An 18,334-nucleotide genomic window follows, 5' to 3' on the forward strand; every position below is an offset into this window, starting at 1 on the left:
CCCGAACCCGTCCTTCGGGGACGGTGAGTCGGTGCGATCGCCGTCCCTCGTCCCCTGTCACCCTTCTCCGGCCGTGGCGGGCGCGGCCGTAGTGCCGGCCCGCTGATGAGCTACGGCCGGGGCGCGGTCAGGAGGTGGGCGAGCTCCGGAGGGTCGGTGCGTTCGACGCGGACGGCGTCGCAGCCCACCCAGTCGGCGGCCGACCACAGGGCGTCGCGCAGGGCGTCGGCCCACTTGGCCGGGGACAGGCCGGGCTCCAGGTGGACCTGACGGGCGACCAGGGTGGTGCCCTCACGAGCCGGGTCGACCCGGCCGATCAGGCGGCCCCCGGCCAGCACCGGCATCGTGAAGTAGCCGTGGACGCGCTTCTCCTTGGGCACGTAGAGCTCAAGCTGGTACTTGAAGCCGAAGACGCGCTCGGTGCGGCCGCGGTGCCAGATCAGGGAGTCGAACGGCGACAGCAGCGTCGTGCGATGGCGGCCGCGCGGCTCGGACTCCAGCGCCTGCGGATCGGCCCACGCGTTGGCCTGGCCCTTCTTGGCCGGCCAGCCCGCCACCTTGACCGGCACCAGCCCGGCGGCGCCGCTGAGCAGGGCCTGGTCGAGCATCGCCGCGTACTTGCCCTTGAGCCGCAGGAAGTCGAGCAGGTCGGTACGGTTGGCCACCCCGAGCGACCGGCCCGCGATGGCGGCCAGCAGGACGACGCACTCCTCGTCGGGCAGGTCGTCGGCCAGCAGGTCGGCGGGCACCACGCGCTCGGTCAGGTCGTAGACGCGGCGCCAGCCGACGCGGCGCACGCAGGTGATCTCACCGATGTCGAGCAGCCACTCCAGCCCGATCTTGGAGTCGGACCAGTCCCACCACGGGCCGCCGTTCTTGGCGCCGCCGACGTCGGACGTCGTGAGCGGGCCAGAGTCGCGCACCTGCTGCAGCAGCTTGTCGACGCTGTCGGGCACCTCGTGCCAGCGGTAGCGCCGGTCGCGGTAGGCGCGGCGCCGGAAGGCGTAGAGCGGCCAGTGCTCGATGGGCAGGATGCAGGCGGCGTGACACCAGTACTCGAAGCTCTGGGCGGGATCGTGCCAGTAGGCGCGCTCGACCGTGGGCCTGCCCACCGCGCCCAGGCGCGCGTAGGCGACCAGCTCGTGGGAGCGGGCCAGGACGGAGATCGTGTCGAGCTGTACGGCGCCGAGCCGGCGAAGCATGCCGCGCACCCCGCCCTTGCGCGCGTCGGCGCCGATGAGCCCCTGGGCACGCAGGATGACCCGGCGCGCCTCGTCGGCGGTCAGGTCGGTCACGTTCGTCATGCGGCGAACCCCGGGAGGCTTTGGGGGACGGTAGGGCTATCCATGGGAGGAATTTAGCGGCGCCCACCGACAGAATCGGCCCACCCCCGGGCACGCCCTGGACCGGAAGGGCGGGCCGGGAGAGACGCGCCGTGCGAGGGGCGGGAGCGGCGGGGCGGGGGCGACACGCCGATGTACCGGGGTTGGGGAATTGGATGCCGAGAAGAAAGAGTCCAGGAGGGGGCCTGGCATGGGAACGGCGGGCGCCCGGTCCGTCGGGGCCCGCCGTGTGCCGGGTGGGTCAGCGGTGGTCTTCGGCGCGCATGCCGACGCGGGGGGCGTCGATCACCACGTCCGTGAAGATGTCGAAGACGAGGGCGAGGATGCCGCCGACGACGAACACGCCGGCGCCGACCCAGACCAGCGTCCAGTTGTCGGCCGTCAGCCCGAAGCCGGCCACGATGGTGCCCACCACCATGACAGTCACGGCCAGCCACGAGGAGGCGCGCCCGCCGTGGTTGCCGAGATTCTCCGTGTGCTCGGACTTCTTCCCCTCAACCATGACTAAATCCTTCCTTTGCCGGATATCCCGCTATTGGTGCGAACCGGCGCTCAACCGGCATACCCTCTGCCTTGGCCCCATTCTCCCAGACGTGTCCGGCGCCCTCGTCGTCACGGTGGCTGTGTCTGGTTGCGGAACCGCCTACGATGGCAACCGGGGAAGTTTGTCTCGGCCTCTCCTCCTGGCGGCGCCGCCGGGGTAGACCTGCGAGGAGCTTTACATAAAGTGGCAGCCATTCTCGACAAGATCCTACGTGCCGGCGAAGGCAAGACTCTGCGCAAGCTCAAGCGGATCGCCGATCAGGTCAACTCCATCGAGGACGACTTCACGAGCCTGTCCGACGCGGAGTTGCGCGCGCTGACCGACGAGTTCAAGCAGCGTTACGCCGACGGCGAGAGCCTCGACGACCTGCTTCCCGAGGCGTTCGCGACCGTCCGCGAGGCGGCTCGCCGCGTGCTCGGCCAGCGGCACTTCGACGTGCAGATCATGGGCGGCGCCAACCTCCACCTCGGCAACATCTCCGAGATGCGCACCGGTGAGGGCAAGACCCTGACCTGTACGTTGCCCGCCTATCTCAACGCCCTGTCCGGCAAGGGCGTCCACGTGGTCACGGTCAACGACTACCTGGCCAAGCGCGACGCCGAGACCATGGGCCGTGTGCACCGCTTCCTCGGGCTGGAGGTCGGCTGCATCGTGTCCGGGCAGGCGCCCGACGAGCGTCGCAAGCAGTACGAGGCCGACATCACGTACGGCACCAACAACGAGTTCGGCTTCGACTACCTTCGCGACAACATGGCGTGGTCGCTGGAGGAGTGCGTCCAGCGCGGCCACAACTTCGCGGTCGTCGACGAGGTCGACTCGATCCTCATCGACGAGGCCCGCACGCCGCTGATCATCTCCGGCCCCGGCGAGCAGTCGGGCAAGTGGTACAGCGAGTTCGCCAAGATCGTTCCGCGGCTGCGCAAGGGCGTCGAGGCGAAGAACCCGGGCGAGGAGAGCACCGGCGACTACATCGTCGACGAGAAGAAGCGCACGGTCGGCATCCTGGAGGCCGGCGTCGAGAAGGTCGAGGACTGGCTCGGCATCGACAACCTCTACAAGCCCGAGCACACCCACCTGGTCGGCTTCCTGAACAACGCGCTCAAGGCGAAAGAGCTGTTCAAGAAGGACAAGGACTACATCGTCGCCGACGGCGAGGTGCTCATCGTCGACGAGTTCACCGGCCGCGTGCTGCACGGCCGGCGCTACAACGAGGGCATGCACCAGGCCATCGAGGCCAAGGAAGGTGTGAAGATCAAGGACGAGAACCAGACTCTCGCCACGGTCACCCTCCAGAACTACTTCCGCCTCTACGCCAAGCTGTCCGGCATGACCGGCACGGCCGCCACCGAGGCCAACGAGTTCCACCAGACGTACAAGCTGGGCGTCGTCCCGATCCCGACCAACCGGCCGATGGTCCGCAAGGACCAGCCGGACGTCGTCTACAAGACCGAGGACGCCAAGTTCAACGCGGTCGTCGAGGACATCAAGGAGCGTTACGAGGCCGGTCAGCCGGTCCTCGTGGGCACCACGTCGGTGGAGAAGTCCGAGCGGCTGTCCAAGGCGCTCAAGCGGCGCGGCGTGCCGCACGAGGTGCTCAACGCGAAGAACCACGCGCGTGAGGCGTCGATCATCGCCGAGGCGGGCCGCAAGGGCGCCGTCACCGTCGCCACGAACATGGCCGGTCGAGGCACCGACATCATGCTCGGCGGCAACTCCGAGTTCCGCGCCGACCTCGAACTGCGCCAGCGCGGCCTCGACCCGGTCGACACGCCGGAGGAGTACGAGAAGGCCTACCCCGAGGCGCTGGAGAAGGCCAGGGCGGCCGTCAAGGCCGAGCACGACGAGGTCACCCAGCTCGGCGGCCTCTACGTCCTCGGCACCGAGCGGCACGAGTCGCGCCGCATCGACAACCAGCTCCGCGGCCGTTCCGGCCGTCAGGGCGACCCCGGCGAGTCGCGCTTCTACCTCTCGCTCGGCGACGACCTCATGCGCCTGTTCAACGCGGCCAGGGTCGAGCTGATCATGAACAGGCTGAGCATCCCCGACGACCAGCCGATCGAGTCGGGCATCGTCTCCAAGGCCATCGCCTCCGCCCAGCACCAGGTCGAGCAGCAGAACTTCGAGATCCGCAAGGAAGTTCTGAAGTACGACGAGGTCATGAACCGGCAGCGCAAGGTGATCTACTCCGAGCGCCGCCGCGTGCTGGAGGGCGCCGACCTGCACGACCAGGTGCGCGGCTTCATCGGCGACGTGATCGACGGCTACGTCGCGGGCGCCACCTCCGAGGGCTTCGCCGAGGAGTGGGACCTCGACCGGCTGTGGAAGGCGTTCGGCGAGCTCTACCCGGTCACGGTCACCATCGACAACCTCGTGGAGGAGGCCGGCAGCCGCGAGGAGCTGACCGCCGAGTTCATCTCCGAGAAGATCAAGGCCGACGCCCTGGAGGCGTACGCCAGGCGCGAGGAGCAGCTCGGGGCGGAGGCCACGCGCAACTTCGAGCGTCAGGTCATCCTGTCGGTGCTCGACCGCAAGTGGCGCGAGCACCTCTACGAGATGGACTATCTGCGCGAGGGCATCGGCATGCGGGCCTACGCGCAGAAGGACCCGCAGATCGAGTACCAGCGCGAGGGCTTCGAGATGTTCTCCGCGATGCTGGAGGGCATCAAGGAGGACTCCGTCGGCTTCCTGTTCAACCTCGAGGTCGAGGTACAGGAGAACCCGATCGTCGAGGAGGAGGACGCCGCGGTCACCGAGACGCGGTCGATCATCTCCACGGCCCTGCGCGCGCCGCAGCGCCCGGCCGAGCTCGAGTACTCCGCCCCGGGCGAGCAGGGCGACGTCGAGCACACGCGGGTGCGCACCACGTCGGCCGAGCGGGCCGCGTACGGGAACGTCGAGCGCAACGCGCCCTGCCCCTGCGGGTCGGGCAAGAAGTACAAGCGCTGCCACGGCGACCCGAAGAACGCCGTCTGACCCGCTGAGGCGAGCCTGAACGGGCCCCCGTCCCCCTGCGCGAGCAGGAGGGGCGGGGGCTTCGTCGTCGGCGCGCGGGGCGCCTAGGGGGCCGGCGGGGCGGGGGGTTCGTGGCCGGGGGTGGGGATGTTCAGGCGGCGGATCAGGAACGCGAAGATCAGATAATAGAGAACGAAATACAGCAGCCCGAAGCCGATGATCAGCCCGAGCCGGTGGGTGTTCGATTTGCTGGCGTTCAGCAGCATGTCAATGGCGCCGCCGGAGAAGGTGAAGCCGAGCCGCGCGCCCAATTCCGCCATCAGGGCCATCGACAGCCCGGTCAGCAGGGCGTGCACCACGAAAAGCACCGGCGCGACGAATATGAAGGCGAATTCCAGGGGCTCGGTTATGCCGGTGATGAATGCCGTCAGCCCGGCCGACAACATGATGCCGCCCACGGACTTGCGGCGTTCCGGCGGGGCCGCCCGCCACATGGCGATGGCGGCCCCGAGCAGCCCGAACATCATGACGGGGAAGAAGCCGGTCATGAAGATGCCGGCGCCCTGCTCGCCGGCGAAGTAGCAGTTCAGGTCGCCGGCGGCGTCCCGGGTGGCGCCGTGCACGCCGGCGTGGCACTCGGGCAGGGTGAACCAGACGATGGTGTTGAGGAAGTGGTGCAGGCCGACGGGGATCAGCAGGCGGTTGGCCACGCCGTAGATGCCGGTGCCCACGGTGCCGTGGGCCGAGAGCCAGTCGCCGACGCCGGACAGCCAGTCGCCCACCGGCCGCCAGACCAGCCCGAACACGACGCCGAGCAGCAGGGCGGCGACGGCGGTGATGATCGGGACCGAGCGGCGTCCGCCGAAGAAGGCCAGCCACGGGGGCGGCTTCAGCCGGTAGAAGCGCTGCCAGAGCAGCGCCGCGGTGATGCCGATGACGATGCCGCCGAGCACGCCGGTGGGGTTCTGGGCCCCCAGGTCGAGCATCGGCCCCTGGGGGGTGGCGACGATGACCTTGTCGTAGACCGCGCCGTGGCCCGCGTCGTAGAAGAGCGTGCGGCTGACGCGGTCGAACACCAGGTAGCCGACCAGGGCGGCGAGGGCGGTGGAGCCGTCGGACTTGCGCGCGAACCCGATCGCGACGCCGATCGCGAACAGGACGGGCAGGTTGTCGAACAGGGCGCCGCCGGCCGCGGCCAGGACGTTGGCGACGGGCAGCATCCAGGGCAGGAGGCCGCCGAGGCCGTCCTTGCCGAGCAGGTCGTCCTGGCCGAAGCGGAAGAGCAGGCCGGCGGCGGGCAGCACGGCGATGGGCATCATGAGCGAGCGGCCGATACGTTGCAGCACCGCGAACGTCGCCGACCAGGGCGACGCGCCCATGGTCCTCACCCCCGCTCGGTGGTCCGTCAGCGGGGGAATGCCAGGTTCCTACCACGGCGGGCGTGGCGGAAAACGGCCGCTAGGTCTCGCCGGAGTCGAGGTCGGGCTCGGGTTCCCGGCCCGGCGTCATGATGTCGAACCTGCGGATGAGGAAGGTGAACACGACGTAGTACACGACGCCGTAGATCAGCCCGAGCAGCAGGATGCCCGGCAGGTTCTGGGTGTTGGACTTGCTGGCGTTCAGCAGCATGTCGAGCAGGCCCGCGGAGAAGCCGAAGCCGAGCTGCCCGCCGATGAGCGTGGTGAGGGCCATCGCCAGGCCGGTCAGGACGGCGTGCGCGACCAGCAGCGCGGGCGCGACGAAGATGAACGCGAACTCGATCGGCTCGGTGATGCCGGTGACGAACGAGGCCAGCCCGGCCGAGAGCATGATGCCGCCCACCGTGGCCCGGCGGTGCGGGGGCGCGGCCCGCCACATGGCCAGGGCGGCGGCCGGCAGGGCGAACATCATGACGGGGAAGAAGCCGGCCATGAACTGGCCGGAGTGCGGGGCGCCGCCGAAGTAGCAGTTCCAGTCGCCGCCCAGCACGTGACCGCCCACCTCGCACTGCGGCACGACGTACCAGACGACCGAGTTCACGAAGTGGTGCAGGCCGAGCGGGATGAGCAGGCGGTTGATCAGGCCGTAGATGCCGGTGCCGATCGGGCCGATGGCGGCCAGGGCCTCGCCGGCGTGCCGGATCCACTCGCCGAGGACCGGCCAGAGCCAGCCGAACAGCACGCCGAGGAGCAGCGCGACGATGGAGGTGATGATCGGCACGAACCGGCGTCCGCCGAAGAAGGCCAGCCACGGCGGCAGCTTGATGCGGTGGAAGCGCTGCCACAGCAGCGCGGTGACCAGGCCCATCACGATGCCGCCGAGCACCTTGGTGGGGTTCTGCATGCCGTAGTTGATGACCTCTTTGATGCCCTGGTCCTGGACCTGGCGGATGGCCACCGTGTCGCGGATGTCGGAGCCGAAGAACATCACCTTGGTCACCCGGTCGAACACCAGGTAGCCGACGACGGCCGCGAGCGCGGTGGTGCCGTCGGCCTTGCGGGCGAAGCCGATGGCCACGCCCACCGCGAACAGCAGCGGCAGGTTCTGGAAGAGCGCGTCCCCGGCCGCGGCCAGCACCTCGGCGACCTGGCTCATCCACGCGAACCCGGGCACGTCGGCCAGGCCGCCGGGGGCGGGGCCGTTGGAGCCCAGCATGTCGGGCTGCCCGAACCGGAAGAGCAGCGCGGCCGCGGGCAGGGCCGCGATGGGCAGCATCAGCGAGCGGCCCAGCCGCTGGAGCACGTTCATCACGCGTGCGAACGGCGAAGGCCGGGCGGCGGCGGTGGTCTCGTTCACCGGGCGTTCCTCCGGGGGGTGGGAGTCAGGCGTCCGCCGGGCAGGCCGTCCGGGCCCGGCGGAGTGGCCCTAGCCCCGTCTAACGGGCATTTCGAGGATGGTCCGCAGCTGATAGCGGTCAGCGCGGTAGGTGGACACGCCGAGCTCCGCGCAGACGCCGCCGGAGAAGGACCTGCGCTGGAGCAGCAGCACGGCGCCGCCGCGCGGCAGCTTCAGCAGGTCGGCGTCGCTCGGGTCGGCGATGCCGCCGTCGATGGTGAGCTCGCCGGCGTCCATGACCAGCCCGTAGCGGCTCTCCAGCAGCTCGTACAGCGATTTGTCCGACAGGTCGTCATCAGCCAGATCGGGGGCGAGCTTGACCGGGATGTGCGCCCGTTCGATGGACAGCGGCTCGCCGTCGGCCGTGCGCAGGCGTTCGATGAAGTGCACTTCCTCACCCGGCTGGATCCCCAGCTCCTTGGCCAGGTGGGCGCTGGCCCGCACGATGCGGCGGTCGAGATCGCGCGAGCCCGGGATCATCCCGCGCGCCCTCATGTCGTCGGTGAACGACGTGAGCTGCAACGCCAGCTCGATCTTGGGCCTGGCCACGAACGTGCCCTTGCCCGGCACGCGGTGCAGGCGGCCCTCGGAGACCAGGTGGTCGACGGCCTGCCGTACGGTCATCCTGGACAGGCCGAACCGCTGGCAGAGCTCCCGCTCGGACGGGATGGCCGCGCCGATGCTGAGCTCGTTGCTGTCAATGAGGTCCAGCAGGATCTCGCGAAGCTGGAAGTACTTGGGCACCGGGCTATCCGGATCGATGTGCGCCACGGATCCTCCCCTCGATCGGCAAAGAAGAAATCTGGATCTGGTGGTGCGGCAGTCTATGGGCAGATTTCTTGTTTGGTGGCCATGGGCTATGGTTCGTACTGGTCTAGTCCGGACTAGACCACATGTCGCGAAAGACGGTCAAGTCCGACACCGTATGAATCGAGGGATGAGCTCAGGATGACCACCAAGATGCGCAGTGAGATCGCCGAGCAGCCGGAAGCGCTGCGGGCCACGCTCGACGCCCTGCTCCCCAGGGTGGGCGAGGTGAAGGCGGTGGGCGAGCAGACTCGCCAGCTGCTGTTCATCGCGCGTGGAACCTCCGACAACGCCGCAGTCTACGGCCGCTACCTGGTCGAGTCCCACGCGGGCCGGATGGGCGCGCTGGCCGCGCCGTCCATCGCGACGACCTACCGGCGCAAGCTCGACCTCGACGGCGTGCTGGCCGTCGCGATCTCCCAGTCGGGCCGGACGGAGGAGATCGTCGAGACCCTGGCCTGGGCCAAGGACTGCGGCGCGAAGACGGTCGGCATCACCAACGGCGGCGAGGACAGCCCGCTCGCCCAGGCGGCCGACGTCGCGCTGTGCACGCTGGCCGGCGAGGAGAAGGCCGTCCCGGCGACCAAGACCTACACCACGCAGCTCGCCGCGCTGGCCGTGCTCGCGCTGGGCCTGGGCGCCGACGTGAACGCCGAGGACCTGCGGCGGGTGCCCGACGCGGTGGAGAAGCTGATCGCCGAGCCGGGCGACCTGGACGCGGTCGTCGAAGGGCTGCTGGACAAGCCGGGCGTGGTGGTGTCCGGACGCGGGCTCGCCTTCTCCACGGCCCTGGAGACCGCGCTCAAGCTCAAGGAGGCCTGCTACCTGCACGCCATGGGCCTGTCCTACGCCGACCTGCTGCACGGCCCGATCGCCGTCGTCGACGCCGACACCCCGGCGCTGCTGGTGGCCGCCGAGAACAGCCCCACGCTGTCCGGCACGGTGGCCCTGGCCGAGCGGGTCGTGGCGGCGGGCGCGGCGGCGTACACGATCGGCGGCGGCGACGCGCTCGCGCAGGCCGGCACGGCCGCGCTGAACGGCCCCGACCTGCCCGAATGGGTGGCGCCGATGGGCCTGATCATCCCCGGCCAGCTCCTCACCGAAGCGCTGGCCCGGCGCCTCGGCATCGACCCCGACTCGCCGCGCGGCCTCAACAAGGTCACGCAGACGGACTGAGCGAGGCACCTCGTTTAGCCTGGTCACGGAGTTGGAACGAGGGAGGACCGGATGGCGGCGGATGTGAATGCGATCATCGCCGGTCTCGGCGGTGCCGACAACATCATCGAGATCGAGCCCTGCATCACCCGGTTGCGCACCGAAGTGCACGACGCGTCCAAGGTCGACCAGGCCGCACTCAAGGCGGCGGGGGCGCACGGCGTGATGGCCGCGGGGAACGTGGTCCAGGTCGTCGTGGGGCCCGAGGCGGACACGATCGCCAGCGACATCGAGGACATCATCGGCTAAGGGCGAGACCATGACGACTGTTCTCGCCCCGGTCGAGGGGGCGGCTGTGGGGTTGGCCGCCGTGCCCGATCCGGTCTTCTCCGCGGGCATGGTGGGACCGGGAACGGCGATCGACCCGCTGCGGGGGCCCGGCAAGGCCGTAGCCCCCATAGCGGGAAAAATCATGAAACTGCATCCGCATGCCTACGTCATCGTGGGGGACGACGGCAGGGGCGTGCTGGTGCACCTGGGCATCGACACGGTCCAGCTCAAGGGGAAGGGGTTCCAGCTGCTGGCGGCCGAGGGCGACAGGGTCAGCGCGGGGCAGCCCGTGGTGGCGTGGGACCCGTCCGTCGTCGAGGCCGGCGGACGGTCCCCGGTCTGCCCCGTCGTGGCCCTGGACGCCCTCTCGGAGTCGGTGACCGGCATCGTCCAGGGGGCGGTGCACGTGGGGGACGAGCTGTTCACATGGACGTAGACAGCGTCGGCGCGGTCCCCGAGACCGGCGTACGACGCCTCAGCGGCAAGGTCGTACCGGCAGAAGACGTCACAATAGGCGTGCCCCCAGCCACGCCGGCGCCCGGCCCGACCGCGAGCGGCCGGCCGCCATTCACGCAAGGGTCCAGCTGGTCTGGACCGGGTACAGAAGGAGAGGCTCATGGGTGAGCGCAAGGTCACGGTCGCGGCGGAGGTGGGTCTGCACGCCCGTCCCGCGGCGACGTTCGTGAAACGGGCCCAGCTGGCCCCGATGGACATCAGCGTCGCCAAGGCCAGCGGCGGCGGCGCCCCGGTCAACGGCAAGAGCATCCTCGCCATCATGGCGCTCGACGTCCGGCAGGGCGAGACCGTCGTGATCACGGCGGAGGGCGACGGCTCCGAGGAGATCCTGGACGAACTGGCCACGATCGCCGGAGCGCCATGAACCTGCGGGGGGTTGGGGTCAGCCCGGGAATCGGGCACGGCCCCGCGTACGTTCTGACCGCCTCTGTGCCCGAACCCCCCGAGGGCAGCACCTACACCGGTGAGGCGGAACAGGAGAAGGAGCGGGCCTCGGCCGCGCTCTCACGGGTCGCGGGCGAGCTTGAGGCCCGCGGCAACCAGGCGGGCGGCGAGGCCGGGGAGATCCTCAAGGCCCAGGCGCTGATGGCCGAGGACCCCGGTCTGGTGGTGAAGGTCAGGACCCTCATCGACCGGGGCCTGGCCGCTCCCCGGGCGGTCTTCGAGGCGTTCACGAAGTACCGGGACGTGCTCAGCGGGGCCGGCGGCTACCTGGGCGAGCGGGCGGCCGACCTCGACGACATCAGGGACCGGGTGATCGCCCTGCTCACCGCGCACCCGATGCCGGGGCTGCCGGCCGCCCCCGAGGTGCCGTACGTGCTGGTCGCGACCGACCTGGCGCCCGCCGACACGGCCCTGCTGTCCAGGCGGGACGTGGCCGGGTTCGTCACCGAGCAGGGCGGGCCCACGAGCCACACCGCGATCATGGCCCGGGCGATGGGCGTGCCCGCCGTGGTCGCCTGTCCGGGGGCGACCGGCATCCCCGCCGGCGTCCCCGTCCTGGTGGACGGCACGACGGGCGAGGTGAGCCTGGAGCCGTCCGACGACCACGTGGCCGGGGCGCGGGACGCGGCGGCGGCGAAGCAGGCGGCGATCGGCGCGGCCAAGGGACCGGGCCGGACCGCCGACGGGCACGCGGTGCCGCTGCTGGCCAACGTCGCCGGCCCCGCCGAGCTGGCGGAGGCGCTGGCCGCCGGGGCGGAGGGCGTCGGGCTCTACCGGACCGAGTTCCTCTTCCTCGACCGGGCCGAGGCCCCGGCCGTCGAGGAGCAGCGACGGGCCTACCGGGCGGCGCTGGAGGCCGTGCCCGGCGCCACCGTGGTCGTGCGCACGCTCGACGCGGGCGCCGACAAGCCGCTGCGGTTCCTGCCCGCCCCCGCCGAGCCGAACCCGGCGCTGGGGGAGCGCGGGCTGCGCCTGTTCAGGCGCTACCCCGAGGTGATGGACGCGCAGTTGCGCGCGCTGGCGGCGGCGGCCGAGGACGCGCCGGCCGAGCTGCTGGTGATGGCGCCCATGGTGGCCACGGCCGAGGAGGCCGGATGGTTCGCCGACGCCTGCCGGGCGCGCGGGTTGTCCAAGGTGGGCGTCATGATCGAGATCCCGTCGGCGGCGCTGCGGGCCGGGCAGCTGGCCGGGGTGGTGGACTTCGTCTCGCTCGGCACCAACGACCTGGCCCAGTACGCCTTCGCCGCCGACCGCCAGCTCGGCACGGTGAGCGGGCTCCAGGACCCGTGGCAGCCGGCGCTGCTCGACCTGATCGCCATGTCCTGCGGCCACGGCAAGCCGGTGGGCATCTGCGGTGAGGCGGCCGCCGATCCGGCTCTGGCGTGCGTGCTGGTCGGTCTGGGGGCGACCACGCTGTCGATGGGGGCGGCGGCGCTGGGAGCCGTACGGGCGGCGCTGGCCGCGCACACGCTGGAGCAGTGCAGGATGGCGGCGCGCACCGCGCGGGCCCAGGTCACGGCGGCGAACGCGCGCGCGGTCGCGCGCACCCACCTGCCGGGGCTCGCGGCGCTGGGGGTGTGAACGGGCCGTTTTCGGGGCGCCGGACTCGTGCGGGCCGCGGCATGGATACCTTGGAAGGCATGTTCAGACGGATCGGCCCGGCAGGGCTCCTGGTGTTGGCGCTGACCGCGTGCGGCGGCGGCGGTGGCGCCCCGGCGAGTGCGGCCCCGGCGGGCGACGGGGCCACCCCCGCCGCCACTCCCGCCGCCACCCCCGCGGGCAGCACGACACCACAGAGCCCGCCGCAGGCCGAGTCCGACCCGGTGCTGCGGGCCCTGCGGCGGATGACGCTGGAGGAGAAGGTCGGCCAGCTGTTCATGCCCGTCCTGTACGGCACCGCCGCCGACACCGTCTCCGGCGAGAACCAGGCCCGCTACGGCGCCCAGACCCCGGCCAAGGTGATCGCCCGCTACCACCTGGGCGGCGTGATCCTCTTCCCGGCGAACGTCAAGTCCACCGCCCAGGTCGTGCAGCTCACCAACGGCCTGCAGGAGGCGTCGAAGAAGGTCCCGCTGCTGGTCGGCACCGACCAGGAGAACGGCCTGGTCTCCCGTATGTCCGCGCTGATGACCGACTTCCCGGGCGCGGCCGAGATCGGCGCCACGAAGGACCCGGCGAACTCCAGGGCCGTGGCCAGGGCGACCGGCGAGGAGCTGCGGGCGCTCGGGGTCAACCTCGACTTCGCGCCCGTCGCCGACGTCAACGTCAACCCGCGGAACCCGGTCATCGGCAGGCGGGCCTACGGCGACGACCCGGCCGCGGTGGCGAAGATGGTCGCGGCGGCGGTCAAGGGCTTCGGCGACGCCAAGGTGGCGGCCACGGCCAAACACTTCCCGGGCCACGGCGACACCTCCGTCGACAGCCACACCGGCCTGCCGGTGATCAAGCACACCATGGCCCAGTGGGAGAGGATCGACGCGCCGCCGTTCAGGGCCGCCGTCGGCGCCGGGGTCGACGCCGTGATGAGCGCCCACATCGTCTTCCCCAAGCTCGACCCGTCGGGCGACCCGGCGACGTTGTCCAAGCCCATCCTGACCGGCCTGCTGCGGCAGAAGCTCGGCTTCAAGGGCGTGATCTCCACCGACGCGCTCAACATGGAGGGCGTGCGCAAGAAGTACGGCGACGGCGAGGTGGCGGTGCGCGCCGTGCTGGCCGGGGCCGACCTGCTGCTCATGCCGTACGACCTGGGCAAGGCGTACCAGGCGGTGCTGGCGGCGGTGAAGTCGGGGCGCGTCTCGGAGGACCGCCTCGACCAGTCGGTGGTCCGGTTGCTCAGGCTCAAGCAGAAGAGGGGCCTGCTGTCGGCGGCGCCCGTCGCGTCGGCGCAGCAGGCGGCCGGCGTGCTGCGCTCGCCCGAGCACCGCAGGCTGGCCGCCAAGGTGCGGGCCGCGGGGTAGGCGCGAAAGCCGATTCGCGGGGTTCTATCCTAGAACCGGATTCGAGCGAGGAGGCGGTCGTGGTCGCAGGGGTGCTCATCGACTGGGGTGGCGTGCTCACGACCAGCCTGACCGACTCCATCGCCCGGTGGCTCGCGGCCGACCGGATCGACGCCGAGCACTACCGTTCGGTGATGCGCGAGCTGGTCGACCACGCCTACCGGGGCGGCGAGGGGCAGAACGTCGTGCACGCGCTCGAACGCGGCGAGCTCGACGGCCCGGCCTTCGAGCGCGACCTGGCCGCGCGGCTGCTCACCGTTGACGGCGTGCCGCCGGTGGCCGAGGGGCTGCTGGAGCGCATGTTCGCGGGCTTCGAACGGGTTGACGCCATGTACGACATGCTCCGCGACGTACGGAAAAATGGTGTTAAGACGTGTTTGTTGTCTAACTCCTGGTCGAACACCTACCCCCGCCACGAATGGGACGGCCTCTTCGACGCGGTCGTGATCTCCGGCGAGGTCGGCATGCGCAAGCCCGAGGAACGCATCTTCCGCCACGCCCTCGACCAGGTCGGACTGCCCGGCGAGCAGTGCGTTTTCATCGACGACATCGAGGCCAACATCCTGGCCGCCCGCGCGCTCGGCATCACCGGCATCCACCACCGCGACGCCGACACGACCCTCACAGAGCTGGAGACCGTACTCCGGCTCACGCTGCGACGGGCATGATGGTGCCCTTGCGATTTCGGAAAGGTTCGTGATGCGCGTCTATCTGCCGTGCACCCTCCCCGCCCTCGCCCGCGCGGTCGAGGCGGGGGAGCTGGGTCCGGCCCCCCTGACCGGTTACGCGGTGACCCCCGCGCTGACCGAGTGGTACGCCTCGGGCGACACCGAGGAACTGGAGTACGTCGCGCTGACCGAGGCGGCCCGCGCCTCGCTGCGCATGCTGGCCGCCGACCGCGCCGACGGCGTGGCCGCCGCGCACCGGCGGGTGGTGGTGGCCGCCGAGGTGCCCGACGGCTCTGTCTCGGCCGGCGTCGACCTGGAGGAACGGGCCCGCGTGCGCCTGGCCGCGGCCGTCCCGATGGCGAAGGTGGCCGCCGTGCACGTCGACGACCACGACGCCGTCGGCGACATCGAGGCCGCCGTCGAGGCGCTGCCCGCAGCCGACGACGGCGACGACGACGCCCGCTTCACGGTCGACGGCGCCGAGGCCCACGAGCTCATGTGGTACGCCACCCAGGAGATCCCGGACCTGCTGGGTTCATAGGATCGTCACCCTTGTCGAATAAGCTTGCTGGGACATGACAAAACACATCATCTGGGATTGGAACGGGACGCTCTTCCACGACGTCGAGGCCGTCGTCGGCGCCACCAACGCCCTGTTCAAGCCGTACGCGCTGCCTGAGCTGACCGCCGACGGGTTCCGTGCGGTCTACACCCGCCCCATCTGGGTCGCCTACGAGCGGCTGCTCGGCAGGCCGCTGGCCGAGGGGGAGTGGGAGCTGCTGGACGACGGGTTCCACGAGCACTACTTCAGGCTCAGCGCCGCCTGCGGGCTGGCCCCCGACGCCGAGGTGGTGCTCGGGGGCTGGGCCGGCACCCAGTCGCTGTGCTCGATGGCTCCCCACGCCCATCTCGTGCCGATCGTCGAGTCCTTCGGCATCACCCGGCACTTCACCCGGATCGACGGGCTGGTCGGCACCACGGGCGGCGAGAAGGCCGTGCACATGACGGCGCACATCCAGGCCCTCGACCTCGACCCCGGCGAGATCCTGGTGATCGGCGACAGCGTCGACGACGGGCTCGCCGCGCGGCACGTGGGCGCGCGGGCGGTGCTCTACACCGGCGGCATGACCACGCGGGCCGAGCTGGAGGGCACCGGCCTGCCCGTGGTGGACACGCTCGCCCAGGCGCTCCAGTACGCCTGAAGGGGGACATGCCGGATCCGCCGGGGGGCAGCCCCCGGCCGGGCCGGGGCCGTACCCTTGCCGGGAACCCCTCAGGAGGTCGCCATCAACCGCCTTGTGCTCTGGAACGTCGATCTCACCCTGGTCGACGTCGCCATCGTGACCCGGGACGCCTACGCCGAGGCGTTCCGCGCCGTGACCGGCCGGCCGCTGGTCAAGCTCGTGCCGCCGCTCGGCCGTCCCGACTCCGAGATCGTCTTCGAGACGCTGGCCGTCAACGGCATCCCGGCCGAGGACGACCACCTGCCCAGGTTCCTGGCCGCGCTCGCCCTCGCCTTCGCCGACCGGCGCGGCCGGCTGGCCAAGGAGGGCCGGATGATGCCGGGGGCCAAGGACGCGCTGAAGTCGGTGGCCCGGCTCGACGGCGTCGTGCAGTCGGTGCTGACCGGCACGATCAAGGGCAACGCCGTGCACAAGCTCAAGGCGTTCGGGCTGGACAGGTACGTCGACTTCGAGCTCGGCGGCTACGGCGAGGAGGTCTACCCCAAGGCGACGCTGCTGCAGGTCGCGCAGGGCAGGGCCAAGCAGCGGCTGGGCACGCCGTTCACGGCGGCCAACACGGTGGTGATCGGCGACTCCACGCGCGACGTGCAGGCCGCCAGGATCGGCGGGGCCGCCGTGATCGGGGTCGCCTCGGGGCGGTCGACGGCCGCCGAGCTGCGCGAGGCGGGCGCCGACCTGGTGCTGCCCGATCTGTCGGACGCCTCGGAGGTGGTGGCCGCGGTGGCCGGCCTGACCTCCCCGCTGGACCGCAAGGCCGGCTGACCCCGCCCGGTCGCCCCCACCCCCGCTGACGACACCCCGCCTCCGCTGACGCCCCCCGCCCCCGCTGACGACCTCCTACCCGGCTCACGCGCGCCCCCGTGCGGCGCGTCAGGGCAGGGCGGCGAGGAAGCGGGCGGCGACGGGGGCCGCCACGGCCGAGCCGGCGCCGCCGCCCTCCACGATCACCGCGAACGCCACGTCCCCCTTGTAGCCGATGAACCACGAGTGCGCGGGCGGCTCCTTGCCCGAGCCGTACTCGGCCGTCCCGGTCTTGCCCGCGGTGCCCGCGGGGAAGTGCGCGCCCTTGGCGGTCCCGTCCGTGACGACGGCGGGCATGAGCTTGCGCAGGGCCGACACCACGCCCCGCTCCAGCGGGCGCGGACGGTCGTCGGAGGCCATCTCCCTGGCCACGATCCGCGGCGGGATCCAGGCGCCCGAGGCGATGGCGGCGGCGACGGAGGCCATGTTGAGCGGGCTGGCCAGCACCCGGCCCTGGCCGATGGAGGCCGAGGCGAGGTCGGTGTCGTCCTTGGGGTCGGGGAACTCGGCCCGCACGGCGGGCACGCCCGGCTTGATCGGGATGCCGAAGCCGAAGCTCCTGGCCACCTCGGCCAGCCTGCCGCCGTTCAGCTCGGCCACGCTCATCTCGCCGAACGTCGTGTTGCACGAGTGCGCGAAGGCGTCCTGGAAGGAGAGCGTGCCGTAGTCCTTGAAGCCGGCGTTGTGGAAGGGGAAGCCGCCGATGTTCTTCTCGGCCGGGCAGGTGACCGTCCTGCCGGGCTCGACCCCGTCCGCGACCAGCGCCGAGGCCGTCACGACCTTGAACGTCGAGCCGGGCGGGTACTTGCCGAGCAGCGCCCGGTTGAAGCCGCCGGGCTTGTTGACCACGGCCAGGATCTCGGCGGTCGAGGCGCGCAGCGCCACCAGCGAGGCCGGCTTGGTGACGTCTTCCAGCGCCGCGGCCCCCGCCGCGTGCACCTTCAGGTCGATCGTGGTGCTGAACGGCTTGGTGCCGCCCGGCCTGGCCAGCGTCTCGACCAGCTCGTCGCCCTTGTAGAGGCCGATGATGGAGTCGCCGCCCAGGTCGAAGCGGTCGGGGTAGGTCTGCTTGATGCCCTCGACCAGCTGCTGCACCGAGCCGGGGGCGTCCGCGCCGCCGATCTCGGTGCCGTCGGCGGCCAGGACGCTGATGGGGTCGCGCTTCTGGGCGACCAGGCGCACCGAGAGGCCCTTCCTGAGCTTGGGGTGGATGGTCGCCGGGGTCCAGGCGACCTTCCAGGCGCCGTCCCGCTCGACCAGCTTGAGCCGGCTGCCGTACGTCCAGTCCCGGGGGCCTCGCAGGCTGACGGAGAAGCCCAGGTAGCCGTCGTCGTCCGGGCCGTCGTCGGCGAAGGGTCCGGTCGAGCGGGAGCGGGCGAAGGTGGCCTGGTCGACCTTGAGGTCGGTGCGGAAACGCCGGTGCCAGGCCTCGAAGTCGGTGGGCGGGTCGGCGACGAGCGCCCGCATCTTCGCATAATCCTGGACGGACCAGGCCGAGAGGTATTCGTCGGTCGTCTGCTCGGGTGAGCCCTTCGTGCGCAACAGCCAGACCGTGGCCCCCGCCGCCACGATCAGCACGACAAGGACGGTCAGAACCAGCGGCCACCTGCGCCGCCGTCCGCGACGTGGTCCCTCCGGCCGGGCGCGCCCGTACAGTGTCCCCGTTTGTGATGCCATGGCCCGAGGACACCAGAGACGGAGGAGTCGCGTCCAATATTGA

General features: G+C 71.2%; 17 protein-coding genes. 11 read left to right on the forward strand and 6 right to left on the reverse strand.

Translation table 11 applies throughout. From position 1 onward, the window contains the following. Nucleotides 1-110 precede the first annotated feature (110 nt). Both AB0C33_RS02255 and AB0C33_RS02260 read right to left on the reverse strand, forming a co-directional pair. Nucleotides 111-1,304, reverse strand: coding sequence for a crosslink repair DNA glycosylase YcaQ family protein (locus AB0C33_RS02255; protein WP_352349285.1), 1,194 nt, complete (start codon nucleotides 1,302-1,304; stop codon nucleotides 111-113). Between the two features lie 280 nt (nucleotides 1,305-1,584). Then, on the reverse strand, nucleotides 1,585-1,845 hold the full coding sequence (locus AB0C33_RS02260; RefSeq protein ID WP_357970282.1) for an HGxxPAAW family protein: 261 nt from the start codon (nucleotides 1,843-1,845) through the stop codon (nucleotides 1,585-1,587). A 225-nt stretch (nucleotides 1,846-2,070) separates the two neighbouring features. On the opposite strand from AB0C33_RS02260, the gene secA reads away from it, so the two are divergent. Then, entirely contained in the window at nucleotides 2,071-4,860 is a 2,790-nt protein-coding gene (secA, locus tag AB0C33_RS02265) for a preprotein translocase subunit SecA (protein WP_358282774.1), read from the forward strand. Nucleotides 4,861-4,943: 83 nt separating this feature from the next. Here the strand turns inward: secA and AB0C33_RS02270 are convergent, their stop codons facing one another. The 3 genes from AB0C33_RS02270 to AB0C33_RS02280 form a co-directional block, all read right to left on the reverse strand. Then, nucleotides 4,944-6,218, reverse strand: a complete 1,275-nt coding sequence (locus AB0C33_RS02270; RefSeq protein WP_358282776.1) for a PTS transporter subunit EIIC — start codon at nucleotides 6,216-6,218, stop codon at nucleotides 4,944-4,946. Between the two features lie 79 nt (nucleotides 6,219-6,297). Continuing rightward, the gene (locus tag AB0C33_RS02275; protein WP_358282778.1) at nucleotides 6,298-7,614 is read right to left on the reverse strand and encodes a PTS transporter subunit EIIC; all 1,317 of its coding nucleotides are present in this window, start codon (nucleotides 7,612-7,614) and stop codon (nucleotides 6,298-6,300) included. Between the two features lie 69 nt (nucleotides 7,615-7,683). Next, nucleotides 7,684-8,424: a GntR family transcriptional regulator gene (locus AB0C33_RS02280; protein ID WP_352349295.1), complete on the reverse strand. Its 741-nt coding sequence runs from the start codon at nucleotides 8,422-8,424 to the stop codon at nucleotides 7,684-7,686. Nucleotides 8,425-8,601: 177 nt separating this feature from the next. Here AB0C33_RS02280 and AB0C33_RS02285 point away from each other — a divergent pair, with 177 nt between their 5' ends. The 10 genes from AB0C33_RS02285 (at nucleotide 8,602) to AB0C33_RS02330 (ending at nucleotide 16,575) form a co-directional block, all read left to right on the forward strand. Continuing rightward, nucleotides 8,602-9,636 (forward strand): SIS domain-containing protein, encoded by a 1,035-nt coding sequence (locus tag AB0C33_RS02285; protein ID WP_357970290.1) that lies wholly within the window; start codon nucleotides 8,602-8,604, stop codon nucleotides 9,634-9,636. A 51-nt stretch (nucleotides 9,637-9,687) separates the two neighbouring features. Then, entirely contained in the window at nucleotides 9,688-9,924 is a 237-nt protein-coding gene (locus tag AB0C33_RS02290; RefSeq protein ID WP_352349299.1) for a PTS glucose/sucrose transporter subunit IIB, read from the forward strand. Nucleotides 9,925-9,934: 10 nt separating this feature from the next. Then, nucleotides 9,935-10,381, forward strand: coding sequence for a PTS glucose transporter subunit IIA (locus AB0C33_RS02295; protein ID WP_352349301.1), 447 nt, complete (start codon nucleotides 9,935-9,937; stop codon nucleotides 10,379-10,381). A gap of 180 nt (nucleotides 10,382-10,561) precedes the next feature. Further along, nucleotides 10,562-10,825 (forward strand): HPr family phosphocarrier protein, encoded by a 264-nt coding sequence (locus tag AB0C33_RS02300; RefSeq protein WP_352321677.1) that lies wholly within the window; start codon nucleotides 10,562-10,564, stop codon nucleotides 10,823-10,825. After that, nucleotides 10,822-12,486, forward strand: a complete 1,665-nt coding sequence (ptsP, locus tag AB0C33_RS02305) for a phosphoenolpyruvate--protein phosphotransferase (RefSeq protein ID WP_358282780.1) — start codon at nucleotides 10,822-10,824, stop codon at nucleotides 12,484-12,486. Before AB0C33_RS02300 ends, ptsP begins: the two co-directional genes overlap by 4 nt. Before the next feature lie 59 nt (nucleotides 12,487-12,545). Continuing rightward, a complete protein-coding gene (gene nagZ, locus AB0C33_RS02310; protein ID WP_358282782.1) occupies nucleotides 12,546-13,862 on the forward strand; it encodes a beta-N-acetylhexosaminidase in 1,317 nt (438 codons plus the stop codon). A 59-nt stretch (nucleotides 13,863-13,921) separates the two neighbouring features. Continuing rightward, entirely contained in the window at nucleotides 13,922-14,569 is a 648-nt protein-coding gene (locus tag AB0C33_RS02315; protein ID WP_357970302.1) for an HAD family phosphatase, read from the forward strand. Nucleotides 14,570-14,600: 31 nt separating this feature from the next. Next, nucleotides 14,601-15,110, forward strand: coding sequence for a hypothetical protein (locus AB0C33_RS02320; protein WP_357990569.1), 510 nt, complete (start codon nucleotides 14,601-14,603; stop codon nucleotides 15,108-15,110). 34 nt (nucleotides 15,111-15,144) lie between these two features. Continuing rightward, on the forward strand, nucleotides 15,145-15,771 hold the full coding sequence (locus tag AB0C33_RS02325; protein WP_352321686.1) for an HAD hydrolase-like protein: 627 nt from the start codon (nucleotides 15,145-15,147) through the stop codon (nucleotides 15,769-15,771). Between the two features lie 96 nt (nucleotides 15,772-15,867). Further along, a complete protein-coding gene (locus tag AB0C33_RS02330) occupies nucleotides 15,868-16,575 on the forward strand; it encodes a haloacid dehalogenase-like hydrolase (protein ID WP_358282784.1) in 708 nt (235 codons plus the stop codon). A gap of 108 nt (nucleotides 16,576-16,683) precedes the next feature. Here AB0C33_RS02330 and AB0C33_RS02335 read toward each other — a convergent pair whose 3' ends face one another. Next, a complete protein-coding gene (locus tag AB0C33_RS02335) occupies nucleotides 16,684-18,192 on the reverse strand; it encodes a penicillin-binding transpeptidase domain-containing protein (RefSeq protein ID WP_358282786.1) in 1,509 nt (502 codons plus the stop codon). Nucleotides 18,193-18,334: the final 142 nt, after the last annotated feature.

The sequence above is a fragment of the Nonomuraea sp. NPDC048881 genome (genome assembly GCF_040649795.1).
In the GTDB taxonomy this organism is placed as follows: Bacteria; Actinomycetota; Actinomycetes; order Streptosporangiales; family Streptosporangiaceae; genus Nonomuraea.

What these genes read in the sequence shown, in the direction of transcription:
- AB0C33_RS02255 (WP_352349285.1), bottom strand. Translation starts at nt 1,304, where the DNA reads ATGACGAACGTGACCGACCTGACCGCCGACGAGGCGCGCCGGGTCATC.
- AB0C33_RS02260 (WP_357970282.1), bottom strand. Translation starts at nt 1,845, where the DNA reads ATGGTTGAGGGGAAGAAGTCCGAGCACACGGAGAATCTCGGCAACCAC.
- AB0C33_RS02270 (WP_358282776.1), bottom strand. Translation starts at nt 6,218, where the DNA reads ATGGGCGCGTCGCCCTGGTCGGCGACGTTCGCGGTGCTGCAACGTATC.
- AB0C33_RS02285 (WP_357970290.1), top strand. Translation starts at nt 8,602, where the DNA reads ATGACCACCAAGATGCGCAGTGAGATCGCCGAGCAGCCGGAAGCGCTG.
- AB0C33_RS02290 (WP_352349299.1), top strand. Translation starts at nt 9,688, where the DNA reads ATGGCGGCGGATGTGAATGCGATCATCGCCGGTCTCGGCGGTGCCGAC.
- AB0C33_RS02295 (WP_352349301.1), top strand. Translation starts at nt 9,935, where the DNA reads ATGACGACTGTTCTCGCCCCGGTCGAGGGGGCGGCTGTGGGGTTGGCC.
- AB0C33_RS02300 (WP_352321677.1), top strand. Translation starts at nt 10,562, where the DNA reads ATGGGTGAGCGCAAGGTCACGGTCGCGGCGGAGGTGGGTCTGCACGCC.
- ptsP (WP_358282780.1), top strand. Translation starts at nt 10,822, where the DNA reads ATGAACCTGCGGGGGGTTGGGGTCAGCCCGGGAATCGGGCACGGCCCC.
- nagZ (WP_358282782.1), top strand. Translation starts at nt 12,546, where the DNA reads ATGTTCAGACGGATCGGCCCGGCAGGGCTCCTGGTGTTGGCGCTGACC.
- AB0C33_RS02320 (WP_357990569.1), top strand. Translation starts at nt 14,601, where the DNA reads ATGCGCGTCTATCTGCCGTGCACCCTCCCCGCCCTCGCCCGCGCGGTC.
- AB0C33_RS02325 (WP_352321686.1), top strand. Translation starts at nt 15,145, where the DNA reads ATGACAAAACACATCATCTGGGATTGGAACGGGACGCTCTTCCACGAC.